The sequence below is a fragment of the Paracoccus sp. TOH genome, assembly GCF_030388245.1.
Lineage (GTDB): Bacteria > Pseudomonadota > Alphaproteobacteria > Rhodobacterales > Rhodobacteraceae > Paracoccus > Paracoccus simplex.
Window position 1 is genome coordinate 1631726 of the sequence record NZ_CP098360.1, and the last position, 21940, is coordinate 1653665.

The 21940-nt window shown below is 70.6% G+C and carries 23 protein-coding genes and 1 other RNA gene; 13 read left to right on the forward strand and 11 right to left on the reverse strand.

From position 1 onward, the window contains the following. Position 1 precedes the first annotated feature (1 nt). Together NBE95_RS08165 and NBE95_RS08170 are read left to right on the forward strand one after the other, a co-directional pair. Positions 2-2332: an aldehyde dehydrogenase family protein gene (locus NBE95_RS08165; protein WP_289893412.1), complete on the forward strand. Its 2331-nt coding sequence runs from the start codon at positions 2-4 to the stop codon at positions 2330-2332. 96 nt (positions 2333-2428) lie between these two features. Next, positions 2429-3058 carry an FMN-binding negative transcriptional regulator gene (locus tag NBE95_RS08170; RefSeq protein WP_289893413.1) on the forward strand — a complete coding sequence of 210 codons (630 nt, stop codon included), beginning with the start codon at positions 2429-2431 and terminating at the stop codon, positions 3056-3058. A gap of 150 nt (positions 3059-3208) precedes the next feature. Here the strand turns inward: NBE95_RS08170 and NBE95_RS08175 are convergent, their stop codons facing one another. Together NBE95_RS08175 and NBE95_RS08180 are read right to left on the reverse strand one after the other, a co-directional pair. Beyond that, positions 3209-3964, reverse strand: coding sequence for a TIM barrel protein (locus NBE95_RS08175; RefSeq protein WP_289893414.1), 756 nt, complete (start codon positions 3962-3964; stop codon positions 3209-3211). Between the two features lie 2 nt (positions 3965-3966). Then, entirely contained in the window at positions 3967-4512 is a 546-nt protein-coding gene (locus NBE95_RS08180; protein WP_289893415.1) for a DUF1285 domain-containing protein, read from the reverse strand. A 61-nt stretch (positions 4513-4573) separates the two neighbouring features. Between NBE95_RS08180 and NBE95_RS08185 the strand changes: the two genes are divergently transcribed. The 9 genes from NBE95_RS08185 (at position 4574) to lpxB (ending at position 14780) form a co-directional block, all read left to right on the forward strand. Further along, positions 4574-5575: a MoxR family ATPase gene (locus tag NBE95_RS08185; protein WP_289893416.1), complete on the forward strand. Its 1002-nt coding sequence runs from the start codon at positions 4574-4576 to the stop codon at positions 5573-5575. Continuing rightward, positions 5572-6441 (forward strand): DUF58 domain-containing protein, encoded by an 870-nt coding sequence (locus NBE95_RS08190; RefSeq protein WP_289893417.1) that lies wholly within the window; start codon positions 5572-5574, stop codon positions 6439-6441. The genes NBE95_RS08185 and NBE95_RS08190 overlap by 4 nt, the downstream gene beginning before the upstream one ends. After that, positions 6441-8381 (forward strand): BatA domain-containing protein, encoded by a 1941-nt coding sequence (locus tag NBE95_RS08195; protein WP_354670347.1) that lies wholly within the window; start codon positions 6441-6443, stop codon positions 8379-8381. Before NBE95_RS08190 ends, NBE95_RS08195 begins: the two co-directional genes overlap by 1 nt. Further along, positions 8378-9220 (forward strand): DUF4159 domain-containing protein, encoded by an 843-nt coding sequence (locus tag NBE95_RS22375; protein WP_354670348.1) that lies wholly within the window; start codon positions 8378-8380, stop codon positions 9218-9220. The genes NBE95_RS08195 and NBE95_RS22375 overlap by 4 nt, the downstream gene beginning before the upstream one ends. Continuing rightward, positions 9217-11319 carry a hypothetical protein gene (locus NBE95_RS08200; RefSeq protein WP_289893418.1) on the forward strand — a complete coding sequence of 701 codons (2103 nt, stop codon included), beginning with the start codon at positions 9217-9219 and terminating at the stop codon, positions 11317-11319. The genes NBE95_RS22375 and NBE95_RS08200 overlap by 4 nt, the downstream gene beginning before the upstream one ends. 67 nt (positions 11320-11386) lie before the next feature. Next, positions 11387-11866, forward strand: coding sequence for a 3-hydroxyacyl-ACP dehydratase FabZ (gene fabZ / locus NBE95_RS08205; RefSeq protein WP_289894859.1), 480 nt, complete (start codon positions 11387-11389; stop codon positions 11864-11866). Then, on the forward strand, positions 11859-12644 hold the full coding sequence (gene lpxA, locus NBE95_RS08210; protein ID WP_289893419.1) for an acyl-ACP--UDP-N-acetylglucosamine O-acyltransferase: 786 nt from the start codon (positions 11859-11861) through the stop codon (positions 12642-12644). Before fabZ ends, lpxA begins: the two co-directional genes overlap by 8 nt. 10 nt (positions 12645-12654) lie before the next feature. After that, positions 12655-13452, forward strand: coding sequence for a UDP-2,3-diacylglucosamine diphosphatase LpxI (gene lpxI, locus NBE95_RS08215; RefSeq protein ID WP_289893420.1), 798 nt, complete (start codon positions 12655-12657; stop codon positions 13450-13452). Positions 13453-13616: 164 nt separating this feature from the next. After that, positions 13617-14780, forward strand: a complete 1164-nt coding sequence (lpxB, locus tag NBE95_RS08220) for a lipid-A-disaccharide synthase (RefSeq protein WP_289894860.1) — start codon at positions 13617-13619, stop codon at positions 14778-14780. On the opposite strand, the gene NBE95_RS08225 is transcribed toward lpxB, so the two are convergent. Continuing rightward, positions 14755-15105: a RidA family protein gene (locus NBE95_RS08225; protein ID WP_289893421.1), complete on the reverse strand. Its 351-nt coding sequence runs from the start codon at positions 15103-15105 to the stop codon at positions 14755-14757. The genes lpxB and NBE95_RS08225 overlap by 26 nt on opposite strands. A gap of 27 nt (positions 15106-15132) precedes the next feature. Next, complete coding sequence (locus NBE95_RS08230; RefSeq protein ID WP_289893422.1) at positions 15133-15879, reverse strand: sulfite exporter TauE/SafE family protein; 747 nt, start codon at positions 15877-15879, stop codon at positions 15133-15135. A 409-nt stretch (positions 15880-16288) separates the two neighbouring features. Between NBE95_RS08230 and NBE95_RS08235 the strand changes: the two genes are divergently transcribed. Further along, complete coding sequence (locus NBE95_RS08235; protein ID WP_289893423.1) at positions 16289-16564, forward strand: hypothetical protein; 276 nt, start codon at positions 16289-16291, stop codon at positions 16562-16564. A 36-nt stretch (positions 16565-16600) separates the two neighbouring features. Here NBE95_RS08235 and NBE95_RS08240 read toward each other — a convergent pair whose 3' ends face one another. The 3 genes from NBE95_RS08240 to NBE95_RS08250 all read right to left on the reverse strand — a co-directional run bounded on the left by NBE95_RS08240 (position 16601) and on the right by NBE95_RS08250 (position 18553). Next, positions 16601-17449 (reverse strand): lysophospholipid acyltransferase family protein, encoded by an 849-nt coding sequence (locus tag NBE95_RS08240; RefSeq protein WP_289893424.1) that lies wholly within the window; start codon positions 17447-17449, stop codon positions 16601-16603. Next, positions 17446-18225: a GNAT family N-acyltransferase gene (locus NBE95_RS08245; RefSeq protein WP_289893425.1), complete on the reverse strand. Its 780-nt coding sequence runs from the start codon at positions 18223-18225 to the stop codon at positions 17446-17448. Before NBE95_RS08245 ends, NBE95_RS08240 begins: the two co-directional genes overlap by 4 nt. A gap of 148 nt (positions 18226-18373) precedes the next feature. Then, positions 18374-18553, reverse strand: a complete 180-nt coding sequence (locus tag NBE95_RS08250) for a DUF3553 domain-containing protein (protein WP_019352392.1) — start codon at positions 18551-18553, stop codon at positions 18374-18376. Positions 18554-18593: 40 nt separating this feature from the next. On the opposite strand from NBE95_RS08250, the gene NBE95_RS08255 reads away from it, so the two are divergent. After that, positions 18594-19262: a histidine phosphotransferase family protein gene (locus tag NBE95_RS08255; protein ID WP_289893426.1), complete on the forward strand. Its 669-nt coding sequence runs from the start codon at positions 18594-18596 to the stop codon at positions 19260-19262. Here NBE95_RS08255 and NBE95_RS08260 read toward each other — a convergent pair. From NBE95_RS08260 to ssrA, 4 genes are all read right to left on the reverse strand, one after another. After that, positions 19259-19774, reverse strand: coding sequence for a hypothetical protein (locus tag NBE95_RS08260; protein ID WP_289893427.1), 516 nt, complete (start codon positions 19772-19774; stop codon positions 19259-19261). The genes NBE95_RS08255 and NBE95_RS08260 overlap by 4 nt on opposite strands. 15 nt (positions 19775-19789) lie before the next feature. Continuing rightward, complete coding sequence (locus NBE95_RS08265; RefSeq protein ID WP_289893428.1) at positions 19790-20200, reverse strand: hypothetical protein; 411 nt, start codon at positions 20198-20200, stop codon at positions 19790-19792. Next, on the reverse strand, positions 20200-21471 hold the full coding sequence (locus NBE95_RS08270) for a glutamate-5-semialdehyde dehydrogenase (RefSeq protein ID WP_289893429.1): 1272 nt from the start codon (positions 21469-21471) through the stop codon (positions 20200-20202). The genes NBE95_RS08265 and NBE95_RS08270 overlap by 1 nt, the downstream gene beginning before the upstream one ends. Before the next feature lie 70 nt (positions 21472-21541). Beyond that, positions 21542-21895, reverse strand: a transfer-messenger RNA (tmRNA) gene (gene ssrA, locus NBE95_RS08275). Positions 21896-21940 lie beyond the last annotated feature (45 nt).

Below are 21940 nucleotides of genomic sequence, written 5' to 3' on the forward strand. Positions count from 1 at the left end.
CATGCCGAAGGTAAGCGAAATCATGGAAAGCATGGAATACGGCCCCGCGCCCGAGGATGCCTCTGCCGTCCGCGACTGGCTGCGCGAACGCGGCCGCTTCGGCCATTTCATCGCCGGACGTTTCACCCGGCCGGGCGAGACCTTTGCCAGCCGCGACCCCTCGACCGGCGAAGAACTGGCGCAGGTCACGCAAGGCACCGCCCGCGACGTGATGAAGGCGGTGCGCGCCGCCCGCCGGGCGCAGCGCGGCTGGGGCGCCATGCCCGGCCATGTGCGGGCGCGCTTTCTGTATGCCATCGCGCGCACCATCCAGAAGCGCGAACGCTTCCTGGCGGTGCTGGAGACGCTGGACAACGGCAAGCCGATCCGCGAAAGCCGCGACATCGACGTGCCGCTGGTGGTGCGGCATTTCTACCATCACGCCGGCTGGGCCGAGCTGGCCGAGACCGAATTTCCCGGCCATGGCCCGCTGGGCGTCTGCGGCCAGATCATCCCCTGGAACTTTCCGCTGCTGATGCTGGCCTGGAAGGTGGCGCCGGCCCTGGCCGCCGGCAATACCGTGGTGCTGAAGCCGGCCGAATACACGCCGCTGACCGCGCTGGCCTTTGCCGAGATCTGCGCCCATGTCGGGCTGCCCGCCGGGGTGGTCAACATCGTCACCGGCGACGGCGAGACCGGCGCGGCGCTGGTCGAGGCACCGGTGGACAAGATCGCCTTCACCGGCTCGACCGAGGTCGGGCGCGGCATCGCCCGCGCCGTCGCGGGTTCGGGCAAGCGGCTGACGCTGGAGCTGGGCGGCAAGTCGCCCTTCGTGGTCATGGAGGATGCCGACCTGGACGCCGCCATCGAGGGCGTGGTCGATTCGATCTGGTTCAACCAGGGCGAGGTCTGCTGCGCCGGCTCGCGCATCCTGGTCGCCGAATCGGTCGCCGCGCGGTTCGAGGCGCTGCTGCGGGCCCGGATGCAGAGCCTGCGCCTCGGCCCGCCGCTCGACAAATCCACCGATATCGGCGCCATCGTCGATCCGGTGCAAAAGGATCGTATCCTGCGCATCCTCGACCGGGCGACCGCCGCCGGGGCGGAGCTGGTCGGCGGCGCGCCGGCGGCGGGCTGTTTCATCGCGCCGGGTTATCTGCGCAACATCGCGCCCGCCAATCCCGGCATGGTCGAGGAGATCTTCGGCCCCATCGCCACGCTGTCCACCTTTCGCACCGCGGACGAGGCGGCGGATCTGGCCAACAACACCCGCTATGGGCTGGCAGCCTCGGTCTGGTCGGAAAGCGCCACGGTGGCGACCGACATGGCGGCGCGGATCAAGGCCGGCGTGGTCTGGGTGAATTGCGCCAACCTGTTCGACGCCGCCGCGCCCTTTGGCGGGATGCGCGATTCGGGCTATGGCCGCGAAGGCGGGCGCGAGGGGATGCTGGATTATCTTACCGCCGCCGTCGCCGCGCAGCGCGACCCGGTGCCGGCGGAGATCGCCCCGGTCGAGGCGCCCGAGGACAGCGCCGGGATCGACCGCACCGTCAAGCATTACATCGGCGGCGCGCAGAAGCGGCCGGATGGCGGTGCCAGCTACCTGGCGCAGGACGAGCTGGTGCCGCTGGGCAATCGCAAGGACATCCGCAACGCCGTCGAGGCGGCGGGGTCCGCGCTGGCGAAATGGCAGGGCCTGGGCGGCCACGGCCGGGCGCAGGTGCTGTATTTCCTGGCCGAAAACCTGGCGCAGCGCCGCGCCGAATTCGCCGGCTTCGCCAGTCCGGCCGAGGTCGATGCCGCCATCCGCCGCTGCTTCTTCTATGCCGGTTTCGCCGACAAATACGACGGCGCCACGGTTGCGGCCAAGCCCGGCCACCTGTGCCATGTGCAGCCCGAGCCGCATGGCGTCATGGGACTGGTCGCGCCCACGGCCGCGCCGCTGGCGGGGTTCATGGCGCTGGTGCTGCCGGCCATCGCCATGGGCAATGCCGTGGTGGCGATCCCGTCGCAGGACCGGCCGATGGCGGCGCTGACGCTGGCGCAGGTTCTGGCCTGCTCGGACGTGCCGGGCGGTGTGGTGAACATCGTCAGCGGTCCGCGTGATGCGCTGGCGGGGGCGCTTGCCGCGCATGACGGCGTCTCGGCGATCTGGCATGCCGGGCAGGGCGAGGGGCTGGCCGAGGTGCAGCGCACCGCGGCCGAGACCCTGATCCCGGTCTGGACGCCCGAGCCGCGCGATTGGACCGATGCGAAGGCGCAAGGCCGGGAATTCCTGCGCGCCGCCAGCCGCAGCAAGACCATCTGGCTGCCCTATGGCGCGCTTCCCGCCGGCACCGGCAGCGCGGCTTACTAGCAGCGCTTGCCCTGCGCCGGTTCCGGCCGGCGCGGGCATTGTCATCATCCTGGGCCAAGGACACGATCCGGCAGTCTCGGCATCGGAGCAGCAAGCATGTATGTCCCCCCGCATTTCCACGAGATCCGCCCCGACGAAATCGCCGCGATCATCGAGACCGCGCCTTTGGCCTGCATCGTGGCGCAGACCGGAAAGGGGCTGGTTGCCAACCATATCCCGCTGCTGGCCGCCCCGGATGGCACGCTGATCGGGCATGTGGCGCTGGCCAACGACATGCACCGGCTGATCGCCGATGGTCAGGAGGTGCTGGCGATCTTCCGGGGCGAGGATGCCTATGTCTCGCCGAATTTCTACCCGAGCAAGGCCGAGCATCACCGGCACGTCCCGACCTGGAACTATCAGGTGGTCCATGCCTATGGCGCCATCAGCTTCCAGCATGACGACCATGCCAAGCGCGCGGCCGTCGGCCTGCTGACCCGCAAGCACGAGCGCCGCCTGAACGGCACCCAGGCCTGGCGCATGGCCGACGCCCCGGCCGATTACCTGCAGCAGATGCTGAACGGCATCGTCGCCTTCCGCATCGCCCTGCGCCGGACCCTGGCGAAATCGAAGCTCAGCCAGAACCGCGAGCCGCGGGACTATCTGGGCACGATCGCCGGCCTGAAGGCCAGCGGCTATCAGGCGATGGCCGAACGGATGGCCAAGCGCCTGCCCGGCGAGGATTGACAGGCCGGCGCCGCTGGCTTGCCGAAACCCGGCGGACGGGAAGCGACACGGCGCTGGCGGAGGCCGTGCCCGGCAGTCGGCCCGGCCACCGCACCAGCGCCGCCATTTCCCGCCCGGACCCGGCGCGGCCCGGCCGCTGTCAGGCCGCTGTCAGGCCGAGCGCAGCCAGCGCAGCCCGGCCTCGGTCGAGGTACGCGGCGAATATTCCGCCCCCACCCAGCCCTGATAGCCGGAACCGTCGACGGCCCGCAGCAATTCGGCGAAATGGGCATCGCCCTGGCGCGGTTCGTGCCGGCCCGGGCAGCCGGCGACCTGGATGTGCCGCACCCGGCCGGCATGGCGCTGCCAGATCTCCAGCGCGTCGCCATGGATCATCTGCGCCTGGTAGGCGTCGAATTGCAGCCCCAGATTGGCGGCGCCGACCTCCTCGACGATCTCGGCCGCCAGATCGAAGCAGTCGAGAAAATAGCCCGGCATGTCCTCGCCATTCATCGGCTCGATGGTCAGGCTGGCCTGCGGCGCGCGGGCGCAGGCCCAGCGAAGGTTCGCGACCAGCGTGCGCCGGGCCGCGGCCCCGGCGGCCTTGCCGGCCATCACATGCAGATGCTGCACCCCCAATGCCCGGGCGAAGCGCATGGCCCGGTCGAAATCGCTGCGGAACCGCGCCTCGTTGCCCGGTTCGGCGGCAAAGCCGCGCGGGCCGCCCGCCCAGTTCGGCGGCGGCGTGTTCATCAGCACGAATTCCACCCCCGCCGCCTGCGCGGCCCGGGTCAGTTCCTTGACCGCCAGGTCATAGGGAAACAGGATCTCGACCCCGTGAAAGCCGGCGCGGCGCGCGGCGGCAAAGCGCTGCTGCATCGGCAGCTCGGTGAACAGATAGGTCAGGTTGGCGGCGAATCGCGCCATGGTCAGGGCTCCAGAGGAAAGGCCGTCCCTCCCGATCGCACTTCCATACGCCCGTTTTCGCCGGGCATAGCTGCATCGGCCAGTCGGTAGAATGTCTTGCGGTCGATCAGCGCCCAAAGACCGCGGCGAATATGCACATAGGGCCGGGGTTCCTCGACCGTCCCGCGCAGCGCGATCGCATGCTCGGGACCGGCGATCACCCGGTCGGCCACATTGGTGGTAAAGCTGATCTCCTCCCCGATCTCGGCATCGACGGCGACGAAGGGCGCATCGACCACGCGGATGCCGACCTTTTCGACCGGGGTGACCAGAAAGTAATCGTTACCCTCTCGCTTCAGGATCGAGGCGAAGAGGCGCACCATTTCGGGCCGGCCGATGGGGGTTCCGTTATAGAACCAGCTGCCATCGGCGCGGATTTCCATGTCGAGATCGCCGCAGAAGGGGGGATTCCACAGATGCACGGGCGGCGGACCCTTCTTCGACGCGCGGCTGGCGGCGGCGGCAATTCCGCTCGCATCGCTCACGCTATTGTCAGTCTTTTCCACCATTCCCTGTGGACCCCGTCACACCTGCCTTTATGTTGTCCTAGAGCAGAAACGGGGCGTTGTCATGGCCGAGGATGAAAAACTGGTTTCGGAAATCTTGACGCTGACCGACCGGCTGGCCCAGGTCCGCGCCAGCGTCGAGCGCCGCTTCGTCGGCCAGCATGCGGTGGTCGAGCAGGTGCTGGCCGCGATCCTGTCGGGCGGGCACGCGCTGCTGGTCGGCCAGCCGGGCCTGGGCAAGACCATGCTGGTCGATACGCTGGCCACGGTGCTGGGCCTTGATACCGCGCGCATCCAGTTCACCCCCGACCTGATGCCGGCCGACATCCTGGGCTCCGAGGTGCTGGACATCCGCCCCGACGGCACCCGCGCCTTCCGCTTCATCGAGGGGCCGGTCTTCACCCAGCTGCTGATGGCGGACGAGATCAACCGCGCCAGCCCCCGCACCCAATCCGCGCTGCTGCAGGCCATGCAGGAGAGCGAGGTGACCATCGGCGGCGAACATCGGCCGCTGGGCCGGCCCTTCCACGTCCTTGCCACCCAGAACCCGATCGAGCAGGAGGGCACCTATCCCTTGCCCGAGGCGCAGCTGGACCGTTTCCTGTTGCAGATCGACGTGGATTATCCCGACCGCGACACCGAGCGCGCCATCCTGCTGGCCACCACCGGGGTCGAACAGGGCCGCGCCCATGCGGTCTTCGACGCGGCGGGGCTGGTCGCGGCGCAGGCGCTGATCCGGCGCATGCCGGTGGGCGAGACGGTGCTGAACGCGATCCTTGACCTGGTGCGGGCCGCGCGGCCCGGTGCGCCCGAGGCGCCCGGCTGGATGGCCGACACGCTGGTCTGGGGGCCGGGGCCGCGCGCCGCGCAGGCGCTGACGCTGGTGACGCGGGCGCGGGCGGCGCTGAACGGCCGTTTCGCGCCGACGCTCGACGATGTCGAGGCCATGGCCGCCCCTGTGCTGCGCCACCGCATGGCGCTGAGCTTTGCCGCCCGCGCCCGCGGCGACGGCATCGAGGGCGTGATCGCGCGGCTGGTCGGCGACCGGATGCAGGCGGCCGCGTGAAACCCTCGGCCGACCAGCTGCGCGCCCGGGCCGAGGCCGCCTCGGCGGCGCTGCCGGCGCTGATGCTCTCGGCCGAGCGGCTGGCGGCGGCGCTGGTCGCCGGCGCGCATGGCCAGCGCCGGGCCGGCACCGGCGAGGATTTCTGGCAATACCGCCCCGCCACTGCGGGCGATACGGCGCGCAGCATCGACTGGCGACGCTCGGCCCGCTCGGACGGGCAGTTCGTCCGCGACCGCGAGGCGCAGGTGGCGCAATCGGCGGCGCTTTGGGTCTCGGGCGCGGCGGGCATGGATTACGCGGGCGGCGAGGACCGGCCCAGCAAGCGCGACCGCGCCGATCTGCTGGCGCTGGCCTTGGCGATGGCGTTGCTGGCCGGCAGCGAACGCGTGGCGCTGACCGGCCAGCCGCCGCGCCCCGGCCGCCTGCAGGCCGAGCGCATCGCCGAGGCGCTGATCGCCCGCCAGGCGCTGGACGGCGACGAGGACGCGCCGCCGGCCGAGGCGCTGCGTCCCGGCCAGCGCGTGGTGCTGTTCGACGATTTCCTGGGCGATCCGCAGCCGGTGCTGGACTATCTCGGCCGCGCGGCCAGCCTTGGCGTGCAGGGCGTGCTGATGCAGGTGCTGGACCCGGACGAGGAGGGCTTTCCCTGGGGCGGCGCGGTGCTGTTCCGCTCGGCCTCGGGGGCGCTTCGCCACGACACCCGCGACGCGGCCGGGCTGCGGGGCGCCTATCTGGCGCGGCTGGCCGAGCGGCGCGAACTGCTCCAGCGCGCGGCGCTGACCGCGGGCTGGCATTTCGGCAGCCATGACACCGCCGCGCCGCCGGCGCAGGCGCTGCTGTGGCTCTGGTCGGTGCTGGAGGGCTGATGCTGGTCCTGGGCCCCCTCGGCTTCCTGACCCCCTGGCTGCTGGCGGCGCTGGCGGCGTTGCCGGTGCTGTGGCTGATCCTGCGCGCCATGCCGCCGTCGCCCAAGCTGGTGCGGTTTCCGGGCACCCGGCTGCTTCTGGGCCTCAAGGATCCGCATCCGGTGGCGCGGCATACGCCGTGGTGGCTGCTGCTGCTGCGGGTGCTGGCGATCGCGGCGCTGATCCTGGGCTTTGCCGGGCCGGTCTGGAAGCCGTCGCCGGACCAGGGCGGGCAGGGGCCGCTGCTGATCGTCATGGATGCCGGCTGGGCCGCGGCGCCCGACTGGCCGCAGCGGCAGGAGCGGGCCTTGCGGGCGCTGGATCAGGCCGCGGCGGCGGGCCAGCCGGCAGCGCTGATGGTCGCGGACGGCCGGGCCGAGGGGGCGCTGGCCTTCCAGCCCGCTTCCGAGCTTGCCGGGCAATTGCGCGCCCTGCGCCCCGCCGCGTGGGAGACGCGCTATCCCGCCGACCCCGATGCGGCGCTGGCCGAGGCGCCGGCGGCGCTGTCGGTGCTCTGGCTCAGCGACGGGCTGGACCATGACGGCCGCGCCGACTGGCTGGCGGCGCTGTCGGGCCGGGGCCGGGTGACGGTGGTGCCGCCGCAGGGCCCGCGCCTGGCGCTGGAACCCGTTGCCGGCGACCGGCCGGCGCTGCGGCTGCGCGTGACCGGCGGCGGTCCGGTGCCCGAGGTGCTGGCCATGGGCCTCGACCCGCAGGGCGTCCCGCGCGAACTGGCCCGGCTGAAGCCCGGGGTGCCCGAGAGCGGCGTCCAGGGCGGCGTCGCCAGCTATCTCATCCCGATCACCCTGCCGTCCGAATTGCGCAACCGCATCACCCGCTTCGAGGTCGAGGGCCAGGTTTCGGCCGGGGCGGTGGTGCTGGCCGATGACAGCATGCGCCGCCGCAAGGTGGCGCTGGTCGGCGACGACCGCGCCAGAGAAGGGCAGCGGCTGCTGTCGCCCATGCATTACCTGCGCCGGTCGCTCGCCCCCTCGACCGACCTGATCGAGGGTGGGCTGGGCGATGTGCTGCAGGCCTCGCCCGACGTGATCGTGATCGCCGACCAGCTTGGTCTGGCCGAACAGGCCGAGCTGCGCGATTGGGTGGAAGCCGGCGGGCTGCTGGTGCGGTTCTCCGGCCCGCGCATGGCGGCCTCGGACCGGCTGAGCGAGGAGGCGCTGCTGCCGGTGCGGCTGCGCGCCGGCGGGCGCGACATCGGCGGCGCGCTGAGCTGGGGCGAGCCGCGCGGCATCCGGCCCTTTGCCGCCGACGGGCCCTTCGCCGGCCTTGCCGTGCCGCGCGATGCCACGGTGCGCGCGCAATTGCTGGCCGAGCCGGCCCCGGACCTGGCCGAGCGCACCATCGCCCAGCTTTCCGACGGCACGCCGCTGGTCACGCGCGCGCCGCTGGGGCAGGGGCAGCTGGTGCTGTTCCACACCACCGCGAATGCGGAATGGTCGAACCTGGCGATCTCGGGCCTGTTCGTCGAAATGCTGGACCGGCTGGTGCGCAGCGCCCGCGCCAGCGCCGCCGCGCCCGAGGTCGAGGCGGCGGAACAGCCCTTCTGGTTGCCCGAACTGGTGCTGGACGGCTTCGGCCGCAGCGCCGAGCCCGGCAATCCGGTGCCGGTGGCCGCCGCCGATTTCGCCAAGGGGCCGGCGCCGGGCGCCCCGGCAGGGCTTTATCGCGGCGGCGAGCGCATGGCGGCGCTGAATGCCGGCGGGCCGATCGCCCTGGCCGACTGGCCGGGCGCGCGGATCGAAAGCGCGGCGCAGGCGCCGGGGCTGGACCTGCGCGGCTGGCTGGTCGCGCTGGCCGCGGCGCTGTTCGCGCTGGACGCCCTGGGCAGCGCCTGGCTGGCGCGCGGCACGCGGCGCGGCCGGGACAGGGGGTTCGCATGAGGCTGATCCTGTTGATCCTGCCCTTCTGGGCCCTGTGCTGGACCGCTGCGCTTCACGCGCAAGAGGCGCCCGACCCCCGCCTGATGCGGGCCGCGGACGAGGTGACGCTGGCCTATGTGATCACCGGCGATGCCGAGGTGGATGCGGCATCCGAAGCCGGTCTGCGCGGGCTGTCGCAGGTGCTCACCGCCCGCACCACGGTCGAACCGGACGAGCCCATCGGCATCGACCCCGACCGCGACGACCTGTCGCTGCTGACCTTTCTCTACTGGCCGGTGACCGAGGCGCAGCCCTTGCCCTCGCCGCAGGCCTATGTGCGGCTGAACCATTTCCTGCGCTCGGGCGGGATGATCCTGTTCGACACCCGCGACGGCGACATCGCCGGTCTGGGCGGGCCGGACGGCTCGGCGACGCTGCAGACCCTGGCCGCGCCGCTGGACATTCCGCCGCTGGCGCCGGTGCCCGGGGATCACGTCCTGACCCGGACCTTCTACCTGCTCAGGGATTTTCCCGGCCGCTATCAGGGGCGCGAGATCTGGGCCGAGGCGCCCCCCGCCGGCGCCGAGGCTGCCGAGGGGGTCCCGTTCCGCAATCTCAACGACGGCGTGTCGCCGGTGCTGATCGGCGGCAATGCCTGGGCCGAGGCCTGGGCCGTGGACGATAACGGCCTGCCGATGTTCAGCGTCGGTTCCGGCTTCGACGGCGAGCGCCAGCGCGAGATGGCCTATCGCTTCGGGGTCAACCTGGTGATGTATGTGCTGACCGGGAATTACAAATCGGATCAGGTGCATGTGCCTGCATTGCTGGACCGGCTGCGGCAAGAGGAGGTCTCGGAATGAGCGGGCTCGCCTTCGATCCGCTGCTGCCCTGGCCCATCGTGGCGGCGCTGGCGCTGCTGGCGGGGCTGGTGGCGCTCTGGTCGCTTTGGCGCGGCTTGCGCGGCTGGCTGCTGCGCGGACTGGCCGGCTTGGCCGTCGCGGCGGCGCTGGCGGGGCCGGCGCTGGAATCGGGCATCCGCAACAAACTGTCCGACATCGTGATCCTGCTCGACGACCGCAGCGCCAGCCAGGCGCTGCCGGGGCGGGCGGCGCAGACCGATGCCGCGGTCGAGGAACTGACCCGCCAGCTTGCCGCCCTGCCGGATACCGAGATCCGCCGGGTGACGCTGGGCGACGACCCGGACGGCACGCTGGCCGGCGCGGCCCTGACCCGGGCGCTGGCCGCCGAGCCGCAGGGCCGCGTCGCCGGGGTGATCGCCCTGACCGACGGGCTGGTGCACGACGCGCCGATGGTCCCGGCCGCCGCGCCCGCGCCGGTGCATGTGCTGCTGACCGGCCAGCCCGCCGACTGGGACCGCCGGCTGGTGATCGAGGAAGCCCCGGCCTACGGGCTGATCGGCAAGCCCGTCACCATCCGCCTGCGGGTCGAGGACCAGGGGGCGGTGCCGCCCGAGGTGGCGCAGACCCCCGCCCGCCTGCGCATCATGCTGGACGGCGAGGAGATGCGCAGCCTCGACCTGCCGCCCGGCGTGACGCTGGATCTGCCGGTGGTGCCGGATCACGCCGGGCAGAACGTGGTCTCGATCGGCTTCGACGCGCCTGAAGGCCCGACGCCCGAACTGACCGACCGCAACAATTCCGCCGCCGTGCAGATCCAGGGCGTGCGCGACCGGCTGCGGGTGCTGCTGGTCTCGGGCGCGCCGCACGCGGGCGAGCGGACCTGGCGCAACCTGTTGAAATCCGACGCGAACGTAGACCTGATCCACTTCACCATCCTGCGGCCGCCGGACAAGATGGACGCGGTTCCGGTGGACGAGATGTCGCTGATCGCCTTCCCGACCCAGGAACTGTTCCTGGAGCGGATCAAGGATTTCGACCTGATCATCTTCGACCGCGACCGGGTGCGCGGCATTCTGATGCCGCTCTATTACGAGAACATCCGCCGCTATGTCGAAGAGGGCGGCGCGGTTCTGGTCTCGGCCGGACCGGAGATGTCCACCGTGGAAAGCCTGAACCTGTCGCCGATGGGGGCGATCATCCCGGCGCGCCCGACCGGCCGGGTCTATGACGAACCGTTCCTGCCGCGGCTGACCGAGGAGGGCCAGCGCCATCCCGTCACCGCCGGCCTGCCCGGCGCCCCGGCCGAGGGCTCGGACAGCCATTGGGGCCGCTGGCTGCGCATGTCGCAGGTGATCCCCGATCCGCGCGCGCAGGTGGTGATGACCGGCGCCAATGACGAGCCGCTGCTGATCCTGAACCGGGTCGGCAAGGGGCGGGTGGCGCTGCTGACCTCGGACCAGGTCTGGCTCTGGGGCCGGGGTTTCGAAGGCGGCGGCCCGCAACTGGAGCTGCTGCGCCGCATCGCGCATTGGTCGATGCAGGAACCGGAACTGGAGGAGGAGGCGCTGCTGGCCGATGTGACCGGCGGCCTGACCGTGACCATCACCCGCCGCACCATGGACGAGACCGCCGGCCCGCTGCGCATCACCCGTCCCGATGGCGGGACCGAGGATCTGCCGCTGGCCGAGGCCGGGCCGGGCCGTTTTACCGCGCGCTGGACGGCGCGGGGACCGGGGCTGTATCGGCTGGCCGATGGCGAGATCAGCCGCGTCCTGGCGCTCGGCCCGGCGGCACCGCGGGAATTCGAGGAAACCGTGGCCTCGGGCGCGGTGCTGGGCCCCCTGGCCGAGGCGACGCAGGGGGCGGTGCTGCCGCTCTCCGAGGGCGTCCCATCGCTGCGCACGGTGCGCGAAGGCCGGCCGGCGCATGGCCAGGGCGTGGCCGGCCCCTGGATCGCCATCACCCCGCGCGACGCTGCATCGGTCAGCGGCATGACGCACCGGCCGCTGCTGCCGGGCTGGGCCTGGCTGGCGCTGATCGCCGGGCTGGCGCTGGCCGGCTGGCTGGCCGAGGGGCGCGGCCGGCTGCGCCGCGCCTGAGCGCCGGCAAAACTTGCCAAGATCGCCCCCCGTTGCTAGGCAAATGAAAACATTCCAAGAGGACCGCATGGCTTCCGACGAGACCGCCTATATCCCGCCGACCGAAGTCGATCTGGCGATGATCAAGCGCATCCTGCCGCATCGCTATCCCTTCCTGCTGGTGGACAAGGTCCGCGACATCGTGCCGATGGAAAGCTGCGTCGGCATCAAGAACGTCACCTCGAACGAACCGCATTTCGAGGGGCATTTCCCGCAAGAGCCGGTGATGCCGGGCGTGCTGATCATCGAGGCCATGGCCCAGGCCGCGGCGGTGCTGGTCGGCGTGTCGCTGGATCTGGCCGGCAAGGGCATGGGCACCTATTTCATGTCGATCGACAAATGCCGCTTCCGTCAGAAGGTGGTGCCCGGCGACGTGCTGGAATTGCACATGAAGACCCTGCGCGGCGGCGGCAAGGTCTGGAAATTCGAGGGTCGCGCCATCGTGAACGGCCAGCTTGCCGCCGAGGCCGAGGTCATGGCCATGCTGAACCGTGGCGAGAATGGCTGAGACCGTGATCCACCCCTCGGCCGTCGTCGACCCCGCCGCGCGGATCGGCGAGGGTTGCGAGATCGGCCCGTTCTGCGTCATTGGCCCCGAGATCAGCCTCGGCCGCGGCGTGGTGCTGAAATCCCATGTCGTGGTGACGGGCGAGACCAGGATCGGCGACGAGACCGTCGTCTTCCCCTTCGCCTCGCTGGGCGAGGTGCCGCAGGACCTGAAGTTCCGCGGCGAACGCACCCGGCTGGAAATCGGCGCCCGCAACCGCATCCGCGAATACGTGACCATGAACCCCGGCACCGAGGGCGGCGGCGGCGTCACCCGGGTCGGCGACGACGGGCTGTTCATGGCCGGCAGCCATGTGGCGCATGACTGCCGGATCGGCGACCGGGTGATCCTGGTGAACAACGCCTCGGTGGCGGGCCATTGCGTGCTGGAAGACGACGTGATCGTCGGCGGCCTGTCCGGCGTGCATCAATGGGTGCGCATCGGCCGCGGCGCGATGATCGGCGCGGTGACCATGGTGACCGCCGACGTGATCCCCTTCGGCCTGGTGCAGGGGCCGCGCGGCCATCTGGACGGGCTGAACCTGGTCGGGTTGAAGCGCCGCGGCGCCTCGCGCGAAGACATCCACGCGCTGCGCGACATGCTGGGCCAGTTGGGGCGGGGCAGCTTCCGCGACACCGCCCGCCAGCTGGCGGACGAGGATCACGGCCCGATGGTGCGCGAGGTGCTGGATTTCATCCTCGGCCCCTCGGACCGCAGCTTCCTGGCCCCACATCCGTGAGAGCACATCCATGAGCCGCATCGCCCTGATCGCCGGCGAGGGCTGCCTTGCCCCCGCCATCGCCGCCGCGCTGGACCAGCCGCTGGTCTATGCGCTGGACAACCTGAAACCGCAGCTCGAGGCCAGGCCCTTCCGCCTGGAACGGCTGGTGCCCTTCCTGGACGAGCTGGCCGACCAGGGGGTGACGCAGGCGGTTTTCGCCGGCGCCATCCGCCGCCCGAAGATCGAGCCCGAGCTTTTCGACCCGCGCACCCTGACCATCGTGCCGCGCATCCTGATGGGGATGCAGTCGGGCGATGACGCCGCCTTGCGCGCGGTGCTCGACGTATTCGAGGAAGCCGGCATAACCATCTGTTCTGTCGATCAGATCCTGCCGGATCTGGTGCCTGGGGAAGGCGTGCTGGCGGGCGAGCCGAGCCCACGCGACCAGAAGGACGCCGCCCGCGCCGCCGAGATCGTCCGGGGCCTCGGCACGCTCGACATCGGTCAGGGCGCGGTGGTGGCGCAGGGGCTTTGCCTTGCGGTCGAGGCGCTGCCGGGCACCCAGGCGATGCTGGAATTCGCCCGGCTCCATGTCGGGTTGAAACCCGATCCGAAGGGGGCGGGCGGCGTGCTATACAAGGCGCCCAAGCCCGGCCAGGACCGCCGCATCGACCTGCCGACCATCGGGCCCGATACCGTGATCCAGGCTGCCGAGGCCGGGCTGGCCGGCATCGCCTGGGAGGCGGGCAGCGTTATCCTGCTGGACCGCGCCGAGGCGGTGCGCCGCGCCCAGGCAGCGGGGCTGTTTCTGTGGTCGCGGGGGTGAATGGGTGTTGGGAAAGCGGAAATGAGGCTTGCTTCACCGTTTTCCAAATACCCAAATGACGGTGCCGCGACAGCGGCAGCAGGGTATTTGGAAAACGGTGAAGACCGGGAGGCTTCTTTGTTTTGCAAAGACTCATGTCGGGACATGGCAAGCGGAGCGACGCGATGAAGTTCTTCCTGATCGCGGGCGAGCCTTCGGGCGACAATCTGGGCGGCGCGCTGATGGCCGGGCTGAACAGCCTCGATCCCGGCGCCGAATTCCTGGGGATCGGCGGCCCGGCCATGGCGGCGCAGGGGCTCGCGAGCCGCTTTCCCATGGAAGAGCTGAGCCTGATGGGCATCTGGGAGGTGCTGCCGAAATACCGGGCGCTGAAGGCCCGGATCGCCGAGACCGCCCGCGCCGTCGTCGAGGCCCGGCCCGATGCGCTGATCACCATCGACAGCCCGGATTTCTGCCTGCGCGTGGCGCGCCAGGCGCGGGCGCTGGCCCCGGATCTGCGCACCATCCATTACGTCGCGCCCTCGGTCTGGGCCTGGCGGCCGGGCCGGGCCGGAAAGATGGCCGAGGTCATCGACCATGTGCTGGCGATCCTGCCCTTCGAGCCGCCCCTGATGCAGGCCGCCGGCATGACGTGCGATTTCGTCGGCCATCCCATTGTCGCCGAGCCGGTGGCGGGCGCGGCCGAGGCGGCGGCCTTTCGCGCCGCGAACGGCATCGCGCCGGATGCGCCGCTGGTCCTGTGCCTGCCGGGCTCGCGCCGGACCGAGGTCGGCCGGCTTGGCCCGCGCTTCGACGAGGCGCTGATGCGGCTGCGCGACCGGGTGCCGGAGATTCGCGTGGTGATCCCGACCGTGCGCGGCGTCTCGGGCCTGGTGCGCGACATGGCCCGGCGCTGGCCGACCGCACCGGTGGTGATCGAAAGCCCCGAGGAAAGGCGCGCGGCCTTCGCCGCCGCCGACCTGGCGCTGGCCGCCTCGGGCACGGTCAGCCTGGATCTGGCCGCGAACGGCGTGCCCATGGTGATCGGCTATGACGTGGCGCCGCTCAGCCGGCTGATCATCGGGATGCTGCTGCGCACCGACACCGTGACGCTGGTCAACCTGGTCAGCGAGACCCGGGCGGTGCCGGAATATCTGGGCCGCAACTGCCAGCCGGGGCCGATGTCGCAGGCGCTCTACCGGCTGATCGAGGATCCCGAGGAGCGCGGCGCGCAGCTTGCCGCCATGGCGCTGACCATGGAGCGGTTGGGGCGCGGCGGCGAGCCTCCGGGCTTGCGCGCCGCGCGTTCGGTCATGACGGCGATCAGTTCTGCGCCGCGACCACGATGATCTCGACCTTGTAGTCGGGCGTCGCCAGCGCCGATTCGCCGGTGGCGCGGGCCGGGGCGTGGCCGGCGGCGACCCAGCCGTCCCAGACCGCATTCATCTCGGCGAAATCAGCCATGTCGGCCAGCCACACCTGGGCCGAAAGGATGCGGGTCTTGTCCGAGCCGCATTCCGCCAGCAGCCGGTCGATCTGGGCCAGCACCGCGCGGGTCTGCTCGGTCACCGATTCGCCGGGCTTGCCGACCTGGCCCGCCAGGTAGACGGTGCCGTTATGGACGACCGCCTGGCTCATGCGGGGGCCGGTCTCGATACGCTTGATCTCGGACATGGAAAATCCTTTCGGGTTGGGCCGGCGTCAGAAAAGCCGCCAGAGGAACAGCGCCGTCATGCCAAAGCCGATGGCCGCAATCAATGCCCGCAACGCGCCGATCGGGATGCGCCGCGCCACCGGCGCGCCCAGATAGCCGCCGAGCACGGTGCCGAGGCTCATCACCGCCGCCGGACCCCAGGCCACCTGCCCGCCCGCCGCGAAGATCGCGAAGGAGATCACCGACAGCGCGAAGGACAGCCAGTTCTTCAGCCCGTTCATCTGGTTCAGCTGCGTCATGCCCCAAAGCGCGAACAGCGCCAGCAGCACGATGCCCAGCCCGCCGTTGAAATAGCCGCCATAGACCGCGACCGGCACCATGGTCCCGGCGCCGAAGGGCGCCACCGCGTTGCGGTGCTGCGCTGCCCATTCCCGCACCCTGGCGCCCCAGATGAAGACCGAGGTCGCGGCCAGCAACAGGAAGGGCACCAGCACCGCGAAGGCCTGGTTCGACGAGACCAGCAGCAGGCAGGAGCCGGCGACACCGCCGACCAGCGTCCAGAAGGTCAGCCGCAGCACCAGCGCGCGCTCGATCTGCGCGATCTCGCGCCGGAAGCCCAGGGCCGCCGACAGATAGCCCGGCAGCGCCGCGACGGTGCTGGTGGCATTGGCCGAGACCACCGGCACGCCGCCGGCGACCAGGGCCGGGAAGGTGATGAAGGTGCCGCCGCCGGCGACGGCATTCAGCATCCCGCCGAAAAAACCGGCGACGAGCATCAGCAGGGTATCGGTCATGCGCGGCCTTTCCGGAACGTTGGGCAGCCCTGCTTAGCCGCGCGGGCAGGGGGCGTCCAGCAGCCGGACAGGCAAACGCCCGGAGAAACGCTGCGGGCGGGATCGTGGCCGGGCCTGATCCGGTCAGAAGATGCCGGTCAGATACAGCAGGATGATCACGAAGATCGGAACCCCCAGCAGCCAGGCGATGATGCCTTTCATGATCTCCTCTCCCATCAGATGCTCGGGATCCGAACGCGGGCTGCCGGGGATTGTTCCCGGCAGCCGCAGGGGCCTGGCCGTCGGCCGGTTTCGAAGAAAAGCGCCGCTCCCGGGAATAGGGGGGCTGCCGGGCCGTAAACCCCTTGCCCCCTTCTGGGGTGCTCTGGGTCAAAGGATGAAACGCATGAAAGCCCTTCGCATGGTTCTGATGGCAGGCATCGCCGCGGCCGCGGCGCTTCCGGCGCCGGCATATGCGGATGATGATGACGCCCCGCGCTACGCGCCCGGCCCGGGGATCGAGCGGCTGCTGCTGCGCGGTCTCGGCGGCTGGGCATATCCGGTCTGGCGCGGCGATGACGACGACGACCGGCGCCGGGTTCGCTATCGCGGCTGGGGCGACGACGACGATGATCGCCCACGCTGGCGCAGGGGTGATCGCGACGACGACGACGATGATGATGATGATGATGACGACGACGATTGACGGATCGTGCCGCGGCAGGACGGTCGGCCCCCGGCCTTAGCCGGCGTCGAAGCCGGCGCGGATCTCGGCCTCGGCACGCGCCGCCAGCGTCTTGCGCGTCTCGCCCGCCACCGGGATCGGGGCGTGCAGCCGCACCGTGACCGAGCCTTGCGGGTATTGCGCCAGCACCGCCAGCAGATGCGGACCCAGATCCATGTCGCCCCACCAGCCGTAGAAGCGCGGGTCGCGGCCTTTCGGGGCGCGATAGGCCGCGCTCATCGGCTGGATCGCCAGGCCCCCGGGCAGGGCGGGGTCCAGGAAGCCCTGGAACAGCGTCGGCTTGAAGGGCAGCACCCGCCGGCCGTCGCTGCTGGTGCCTTCGGGGAAGAACAGCAGCCGGTGGCCGGCGCGGGTGCGCTCGGCGAATTCCTCGGCCTGGGCGCGGGCGAGCTTCGGGTCGCGGGCGACGAAATGCGTGTCGGTGACGCGGGTCAGGACGTTGATGCCCGGCCAGCCCGCCACCTCGGCCTTGGAGACGAAGAACACCGGCAGGGCGGCGTTCAGCACGAAAATGTCGAGCCAGCTGGAATGGTTGGCGACGATGGCGCCGGGGCCGCGCATCGGCCGGCCCTCGCAGCGCCATTTCAGCCCCATGATCCACAGGCAGACGCGGCAGACGATCTGCACATGCGGCCCGGTCACCGGGCGGCACGCGCCGGCGAACAGCCGCTCGACGCCGCGGATGGGCAGGATCAGCAGCACGCCCAGCACCAGCACCAGCACGATGCCGGTGCCGCGCAGCGCCACCAGCAGCCAGCCCAGCGGGCCGGGGCGCGGAATGGCGGGCGGCGGATCCTCGCCGCGCCAGGTGCCGCGGGACTGGGTGTCGCCGGACGGCCCGCTCATTGCCCCTGCCGGGTTTCGTAGAACTTGCGATGCCGTTCCGACATGGCCCCGGTGTCGACCAGCAGGAAGACATCGGTGGTGTTGAAGGGCCGGTCCAGATAGGCGCCTTCGCCGACCGAACCGCCGAGCCGCAGATAGGCCTTGATCAGCGCCGGCATGCCGGCCATGGCGGCGCGGCGGTCCAGTTGCTCGGCCGGGACCAGGTCCATGGCCTGGTAGCCCTCGGGTCGGGCGCGGGGCCGGATCGTCGGCGGCGCCAGGTGGTGGTGATGCAGCCAGCTTAGCGGTTGGGCCAGCGCCTGCACGTCGGTGCCATGGAACGAGGCGACGCCGAACAGGATCTCGATCTGGCGGGCCAGCACGTAATCGGCCAGCGCGTTCCACAGCAGGAACATGCCCGAGCCGCCGCGAAAGGCGGGGTCCATGCAGGATCGCCCCAGCTCCAGCAGCGAGCGGCCGCTGCGGCGCAGCGGCGTCAGGTCGTACTCGCCGTCGCAATAAAAGCGGCCGAAGGTTTCGGCCCGCTCGCCGGGCAGCAGGCGGTAGACGCCGACCACATGGTCCAGCTCGCTGCGCGAGCGGCGGTTGTCGACCAGCACCAGGTGATCGACCACCGGGTCGAACTCGTCGCGCTCCAATTGCTGTTCGTGATCCACCAGCGCGCCGTCGCCGCCCAGTTCCTCGACGAAGACCCGGTATCGCAGCCGCTGCGCAGCCAGCAGATCGGCTTCGTCCGTGGCGAGCCGCGTCTCGAAAAAGGAAGTCTCGGGCGTCATCGTCCGGCCTGGCACCCTGTCTGGTTGCGATCTGGCATGTGTCTAGGCGTGCAAGGGTGACATTGCAACCGCGGCCCGATCCAGTGCCGCTCTTCGGCATCAAGACGGATTGACTCGCGCAAAAGTTGAATTAACTTGAAAATGTCGCCTAATAGGGGTCCATCGTGACCAGTTCAAGATTGATATGTCTGCCGTCCACGACCTGTTTCCCAGCATTGGTGAAGTTCACGGTAATGCGGTCGCCGATCCGCGATTGCACCTGCCCGATGCCCCATTCCGGCGCGCCGGGATGGCGCACCATCATGCCCGGTTCCAGGATTTCATTCATCTTTCGCCCCTTCTTGCGGCACAGTGCAGGCTAGCCTTCCATGGATGATCTGACAATCTACCGCGATCCGCCGTCGCACGGTCCCCTGCCGCCGGCGCTCGAGGCCGAGCGCATGGCCGCCCTGGTCAGCTCGCGGCTCTGCCACGACATCGTCTCGCCGCTGGGGGCCATCGGCAACGGGTTGGAGCTGCTGCAGCTTTCGGGCGCGTTTCCGGGCATCGCCGCCTGCGACGAGATGCAGCTGATCGTCGAAAGCGTCGAGGCGGCCCGCGCCAGGGTGCGCTGGTTCCGCATGGCCTTCGGCCATGCCGCGGCGGACCAGCGGCTGAGCCTGGCCGAGCTTTCCGCGCTGCTGGCGGATGTCGAGAAGGGCGGGCGCATCCGCCTGCGCCTGGACGCCGGGGGCGACCTGCCGCGCATCGAGGCGCGGATGATCCTGCTGGGGTTGATGTGCCTGGAAACGGCGATGCCCTGGGGCGGCAGCGTGCTGATCTGCCGCGGCGCCAGCGGCTGGCGGCTGGTCGCCGAGGCAAGCCGCACCCGGCTTGACCCGGCCCTGTGGTCCTGGCTGGACGCCGATCCGGGGCGCGAGCGGCCCGAGCCAACCTCCTCCGAGGTGCATTTCCCGCTGCTGGCCGGTTTCGCCCGCGCCGCGAACTGGCCGCTGGCCTGGGAACTGGACGAGACCGGCGGCGAAATCGCCTTCTAAAGCCGATCGACCAGCCGCCGCCTGAGTCGGTTCAACAGGCCGGGCGGCAGCTCCGGCCCCTCCTCCAGCAGGGCGCCGAGCAGTGCCATCGCCTCGTCCTCGGCATGATCCAGCATTGCCATCCCGGCTTCGAACCGGCCGCGCGGGCTGCCCTGGCGGGCCAGCTGGCGCAATTCCGGCAAGGCCCGCGCCGGGTGGCGGGGCAGGGCGGCGATGGCCAGGTTCAGCCGATAGGGTTCGGCCTTGCGCCGGGCCTCGCGGTGGTCGCGGCGGATCGCGGCGGCGTCGATGCGGTCCTCGACCAGCATCTCGGCCAGCTTGCCGATGCGGCCGGCCTGGGCCAGCACGCCGGTGGCCGGATGGCCGCCATGCGGCAGCGGCAGTGCGGTCAGCCGCGGAAAGGCCGCGCCGATGCGCGCCGCATGGGCGCGGTCGGCAGCGATGGCGGGATCGTAGATCAGCAGCCCGGTCACGTCGCGCGCGCCCCGATCCTCGGGACGCGGCATAGTCATGCCGATACGGGCGAATTACGGGTGCCGGCCGGGATCATAGGGCGCGACCTCGGGGTCGATGCTGTATTGCGGCGACACCGCCATCACCCGCCGGGCATGGCAGGCCGCCGAATAGAGCAGCGCCGCATAACCGCCCATCGAGAAGCCGGTCGCGACGACCTCGTCATAGCCGCGGGTCGCGCGCTCCAGCGCCTCGGCCAGCGCCGGGCTGCGATCCGAGACGAACCAGTCCCGCCGCGCCGTCTGCACCACCAGCGCGTCGATGCCCAGCCTTTGCGCAAAGCGCGGGCAGACCGGCGGCTCGAACCCGCGCATGGCGCGGTCGCGGCCATGCTCGAAACCGACCATCGCGCGGCCACCGTCGCCGGCGCCGCGAAACAGGGTGATGCGGTGGCGCCGGTCCTGGTGCAGCCGTTCGGCACCCATCAGGGGCGGATGGTGCCGTCGCCGGTGACCAGATACTTGAAGCTGGTCAGCTGCTCGGCGCCGACCGGGCCGCGGGCATGCATCTTGCCGGTGGCGATGCCGATCTCGGCGCCCATGCCGAATTCGCCGCCATCGGCGAATTGCGTCGAGGCGTTGCGCATCAGGATGGCGCTGTCGAGGCCCTTGAAGAAGCGCTCGGCGGTGGCGTCGTTCTCGGTCAGGATCGATTCGGTGTGGCCCGAGCCATAGCGGCGGATATGGGCGATCGCCTCCTCGACCCCATCGACCAGCTTGACGGCGATGATCTTGTCCAGGAATTCCTGCCCGAAATCCGAGGGCTCGGCCGGCATGGCGCCCGACACCTTGGCAAGCTCGCCCTCGGCGCGGACCTCGACGCCGGCATCCAGCAGATCCTGCACCAGCACGGCGCCGTGTTTCGTGTAGAACTGCCGGTCGATCAGCAGGCATTCCGCGGCGCCGCAGATGCCGGTGCGCCGGGTCTTGGCGTTCAGCACCACGCGGCGGGCCTTGTCCAGATCGGCGTCGCCGTCGGCATAGACATGGCAGATGCCCTCCAGATGGGCAAAGACCGGCACGCGGGCCTCTTTCTGCACCAGTCCGACCAGGCCCTTGCCGCCGCGCGGCACGATCACGTCGATGAACTCCTGCGCCCGCAGCATGGCAGAGACGGCCGCGCGGTCGCGGGTCGGCACCATCTGGACAGCGGCCTCGGGCAGCCCGGCCTGCTTCAGGCCCAGGACCAGCGCCTCGTGGATCGCCGCGGCGCTGTTCAGGCTTTCCGAGCCGCCGCGCAGAATGACGGCATTGCCGGCCTTGAGCGCCAGCGCCGCGGCATCGGCGGTGACATTGGGCCGGCTTTCATAGATCACCCCGATGACGCCCAGCGGCGTCGCGACGCGCCGGATGTGCAGCCCGTTCGGCCGGTCCCACTCTGCCAGCACCTTGCCGATCGGATCCTCTTGCGCCGCGACCGAGCGCAGCCCGTCGGCCATGGCGCGGATGCGCGCGGGGTCGAGCTTCAGCCGGTCCAGCATGGCGGGGGAAAGGCCCTTTTCCTCGGCATGGTGCATGTCGAGGATATTGGCGTCGAGAATCGCGTCCTCGGCGCGGAGGATCGCCTCGGCCGCGCCGATCAGGGCGGCGTGCTTGCGTTCGGCCGAGGCTTCGGCCAGCGCGGCGGCGGCGGCGCGGGCCTTCTGCCCCAGATCCGCGATCAGCGCATCGGCATCGGAAGTGGTCAGGTCTTTCATGGCGGCATTCCCTTGCATGTGGCCTGAGATAGGCCCGCCGGAGCCGGAAAACCAGAGATTAAAGGGGGAAGGTGCAGGATTCTGTTGCCAGGCTCCTGCGGGCCCCGCCTTACGCTGCTAGGCGGAAGGGCTTAAGTTTCGGTTACCCGAGCTGCTTACGCAGCCAGAGCCACCGGAGCACGGTTGTCGTTGGCAACTGTACATTTTGCACCGATGACGGTGGTAGCTCACCGAGACAAAGCAAACAGCTTTAGACGTTCGTCGATCCTGTTTCGACCCCATGCGCCCCCAACGAGGGATGATGGTGGAGCCGCCGGGTACCGCCCCCGGGTCCGATCCGCTTATTACCTGCGCGTTTATGTCCATAGTCCGACTGACGCCGAACGATCCGAATATAGGCGCCGTGTCCGCGGCGCGCAAGGGAGGGGAACCCAGTTCCCCTCTTGTCCCGCGCGCGGGACAATTCACC

Excerpts from the sequence above, each read along its gene's own strand:
- NBE95_RS08165 (WP_289893412.1), top strand. The coding sequence starts at position 2 with ATGCCGAAGGTAAGCGAAATCATGGAAAGCATGGAATACGGCCCCGCG.
- NBE95_RS08170 (WP_289893413.1), top strand. The coding sequence starts at position 2,429 with ATGTATGTCCCCCCGCATTTCCACGAGATCCGCCCCGACGAAATCGCC.
- NBE95_RS08175 (WP_289893414.1), bottom strand. The coding sequence starts at position 3,964 with ATGGCGCGATTCGCCGCCAACCTGACCTATCTGTTCACCGAGCTGCCG.
- NBE95_RS08180 (WP_289893415.1), bottom strand. The coding sequence starts at position 4,512 with ATGGTGGAAAAGACTGACAATAGCGTGAGCGATGCGAGCGGAATTGCC.
- NBE95_RS08185 (WP_289893416.1), top strand. The coding sequence starts at position 4,574 with ATGGCCGAGGATGAAAAACTGGTTTCGGAAATCTTGACGCTGACCGAC.
- NBE95_RS08195 (WP_354670347.1), top strand. The coding sequence starts at position 6,441 with ATGCTGGTCCTGGGCCCCCTCGGCTTCCTGACCCCCTGGCTGCTGGCG.
- NBE95_RS22375 (WP_354670348.1), top strand. The coding sequence starts at position 8,378 with ATGAGGCTGATCCTGTTGATCCTGCCCTTCTGGGCCCTGTGCTGGACC.
- NBE95_RS08200 (WP_289893418.1), top strand. The coding sequence starts at position 9,217 with ATGAGCGGGCTCGCCTTCGATCCGCTGCTGCCCTGGCCCATCGTGGCG.
- fabZ (WP_289894859.1), top strand. The coding sequence starts at position 11,387 with ATGGCTTCCGACGAGACCGCCTATATCCCGCCGACCGAAGTCGATCTG.
- lpxA (WP_289893419.1), top strand. The coding sequence starts at position 11,859 with ATGGCTGAGACCGTGATCCACCCCTCGGCCGTCGTCGACCCCGCCGCG.
- lpxI (WP_289893420.1), top strand. The coding sequence starts at position 12,655 with ATGAGCCGCATCGCCCTGATCGCCGGCGAGGGCTGCCTTGCCCCCGCC.
- lpxB (WP_289894860.1), top strand. The coding sequence starts at position 13,617 with ATGAAGTTCTTCCTGATCGCGGGCGAGCCTTCGGGCGACAATCTGGGC.
- NBE95_RS08225 (WP_289893421.1), bottom strand. The coding sequence starts at position 15,105 with ATGTCCGAGATCAAGCGTATCGAGACCGGCCCCCGCATGAGCCAGGCG.
- NBE95_RS08230 (WP_289893422.1), bottom strand. The coding sequence starts at position 15,879 with ATGACCGATACCCTGCTGATGCTCGTCGCCGGTTTTTTCGGCGGGATG.
- NBE95_RS08235 (WP_289893423.1), top strand. The coding sequence starts at position 16,289 with ATGGCAGGCATCGCCGCGGCCGCGGCGCTTCCGGCGCCGGCATATGCG.
- NBE95_RS08240 (WP_289893424.1), bottom strand. The coding sequence starts at position 17,449 with ATGAGCGGGCCGTCCGGCGACACCCAGTCCCGCGGCACCTGGCGCGGC.
- NBE95_RS08245 (WP_289893425.1), bottom strand. The coding sequence starts at position 18,225 with ATGACGCCCGAGACTTCCTTTTTCGAGACGCGGCTCGCCACGGACGAA.
- NBE95_RS08250 (WP_019352392.1), bottom strand. The coding sequence starts at position 18,553 with ATGAATGAAATCCTGGAACCGGGCATGATGGTGCGCCATCCCGGCGCG.
- NBE95_RS08255 (WP_289893426.1), top strand. The coding sequence starts at position 18,594 with ATGGATGATCTGACAATCTACCGCGATCCGCCGTCGCACGGTCCCCTG.
- NBE95_RS08260 (WP_289893427.1), bottom strand. The coding sequence starts at position 19,774 with ATGACTATGCCGCGTCCCGAGGATCGGGGCGCGCGCGACGTGACCGGG.
- NBE95_RS08265 (WP_289893428.1), bottom strand. The coding sequence starts at position 20,200 with ATGGGTGCCGAACGGCTGCACCAGGACCGGCGCCACCGCATCACCCTG.
- NBE95_RS08270 (WP_289893429.1), bottom strand. The coding sequence starts at position 21,471 with ATGAAAGACCTGACCACTTCCGATGCCGATGCGCTGATCGCGGATCTG.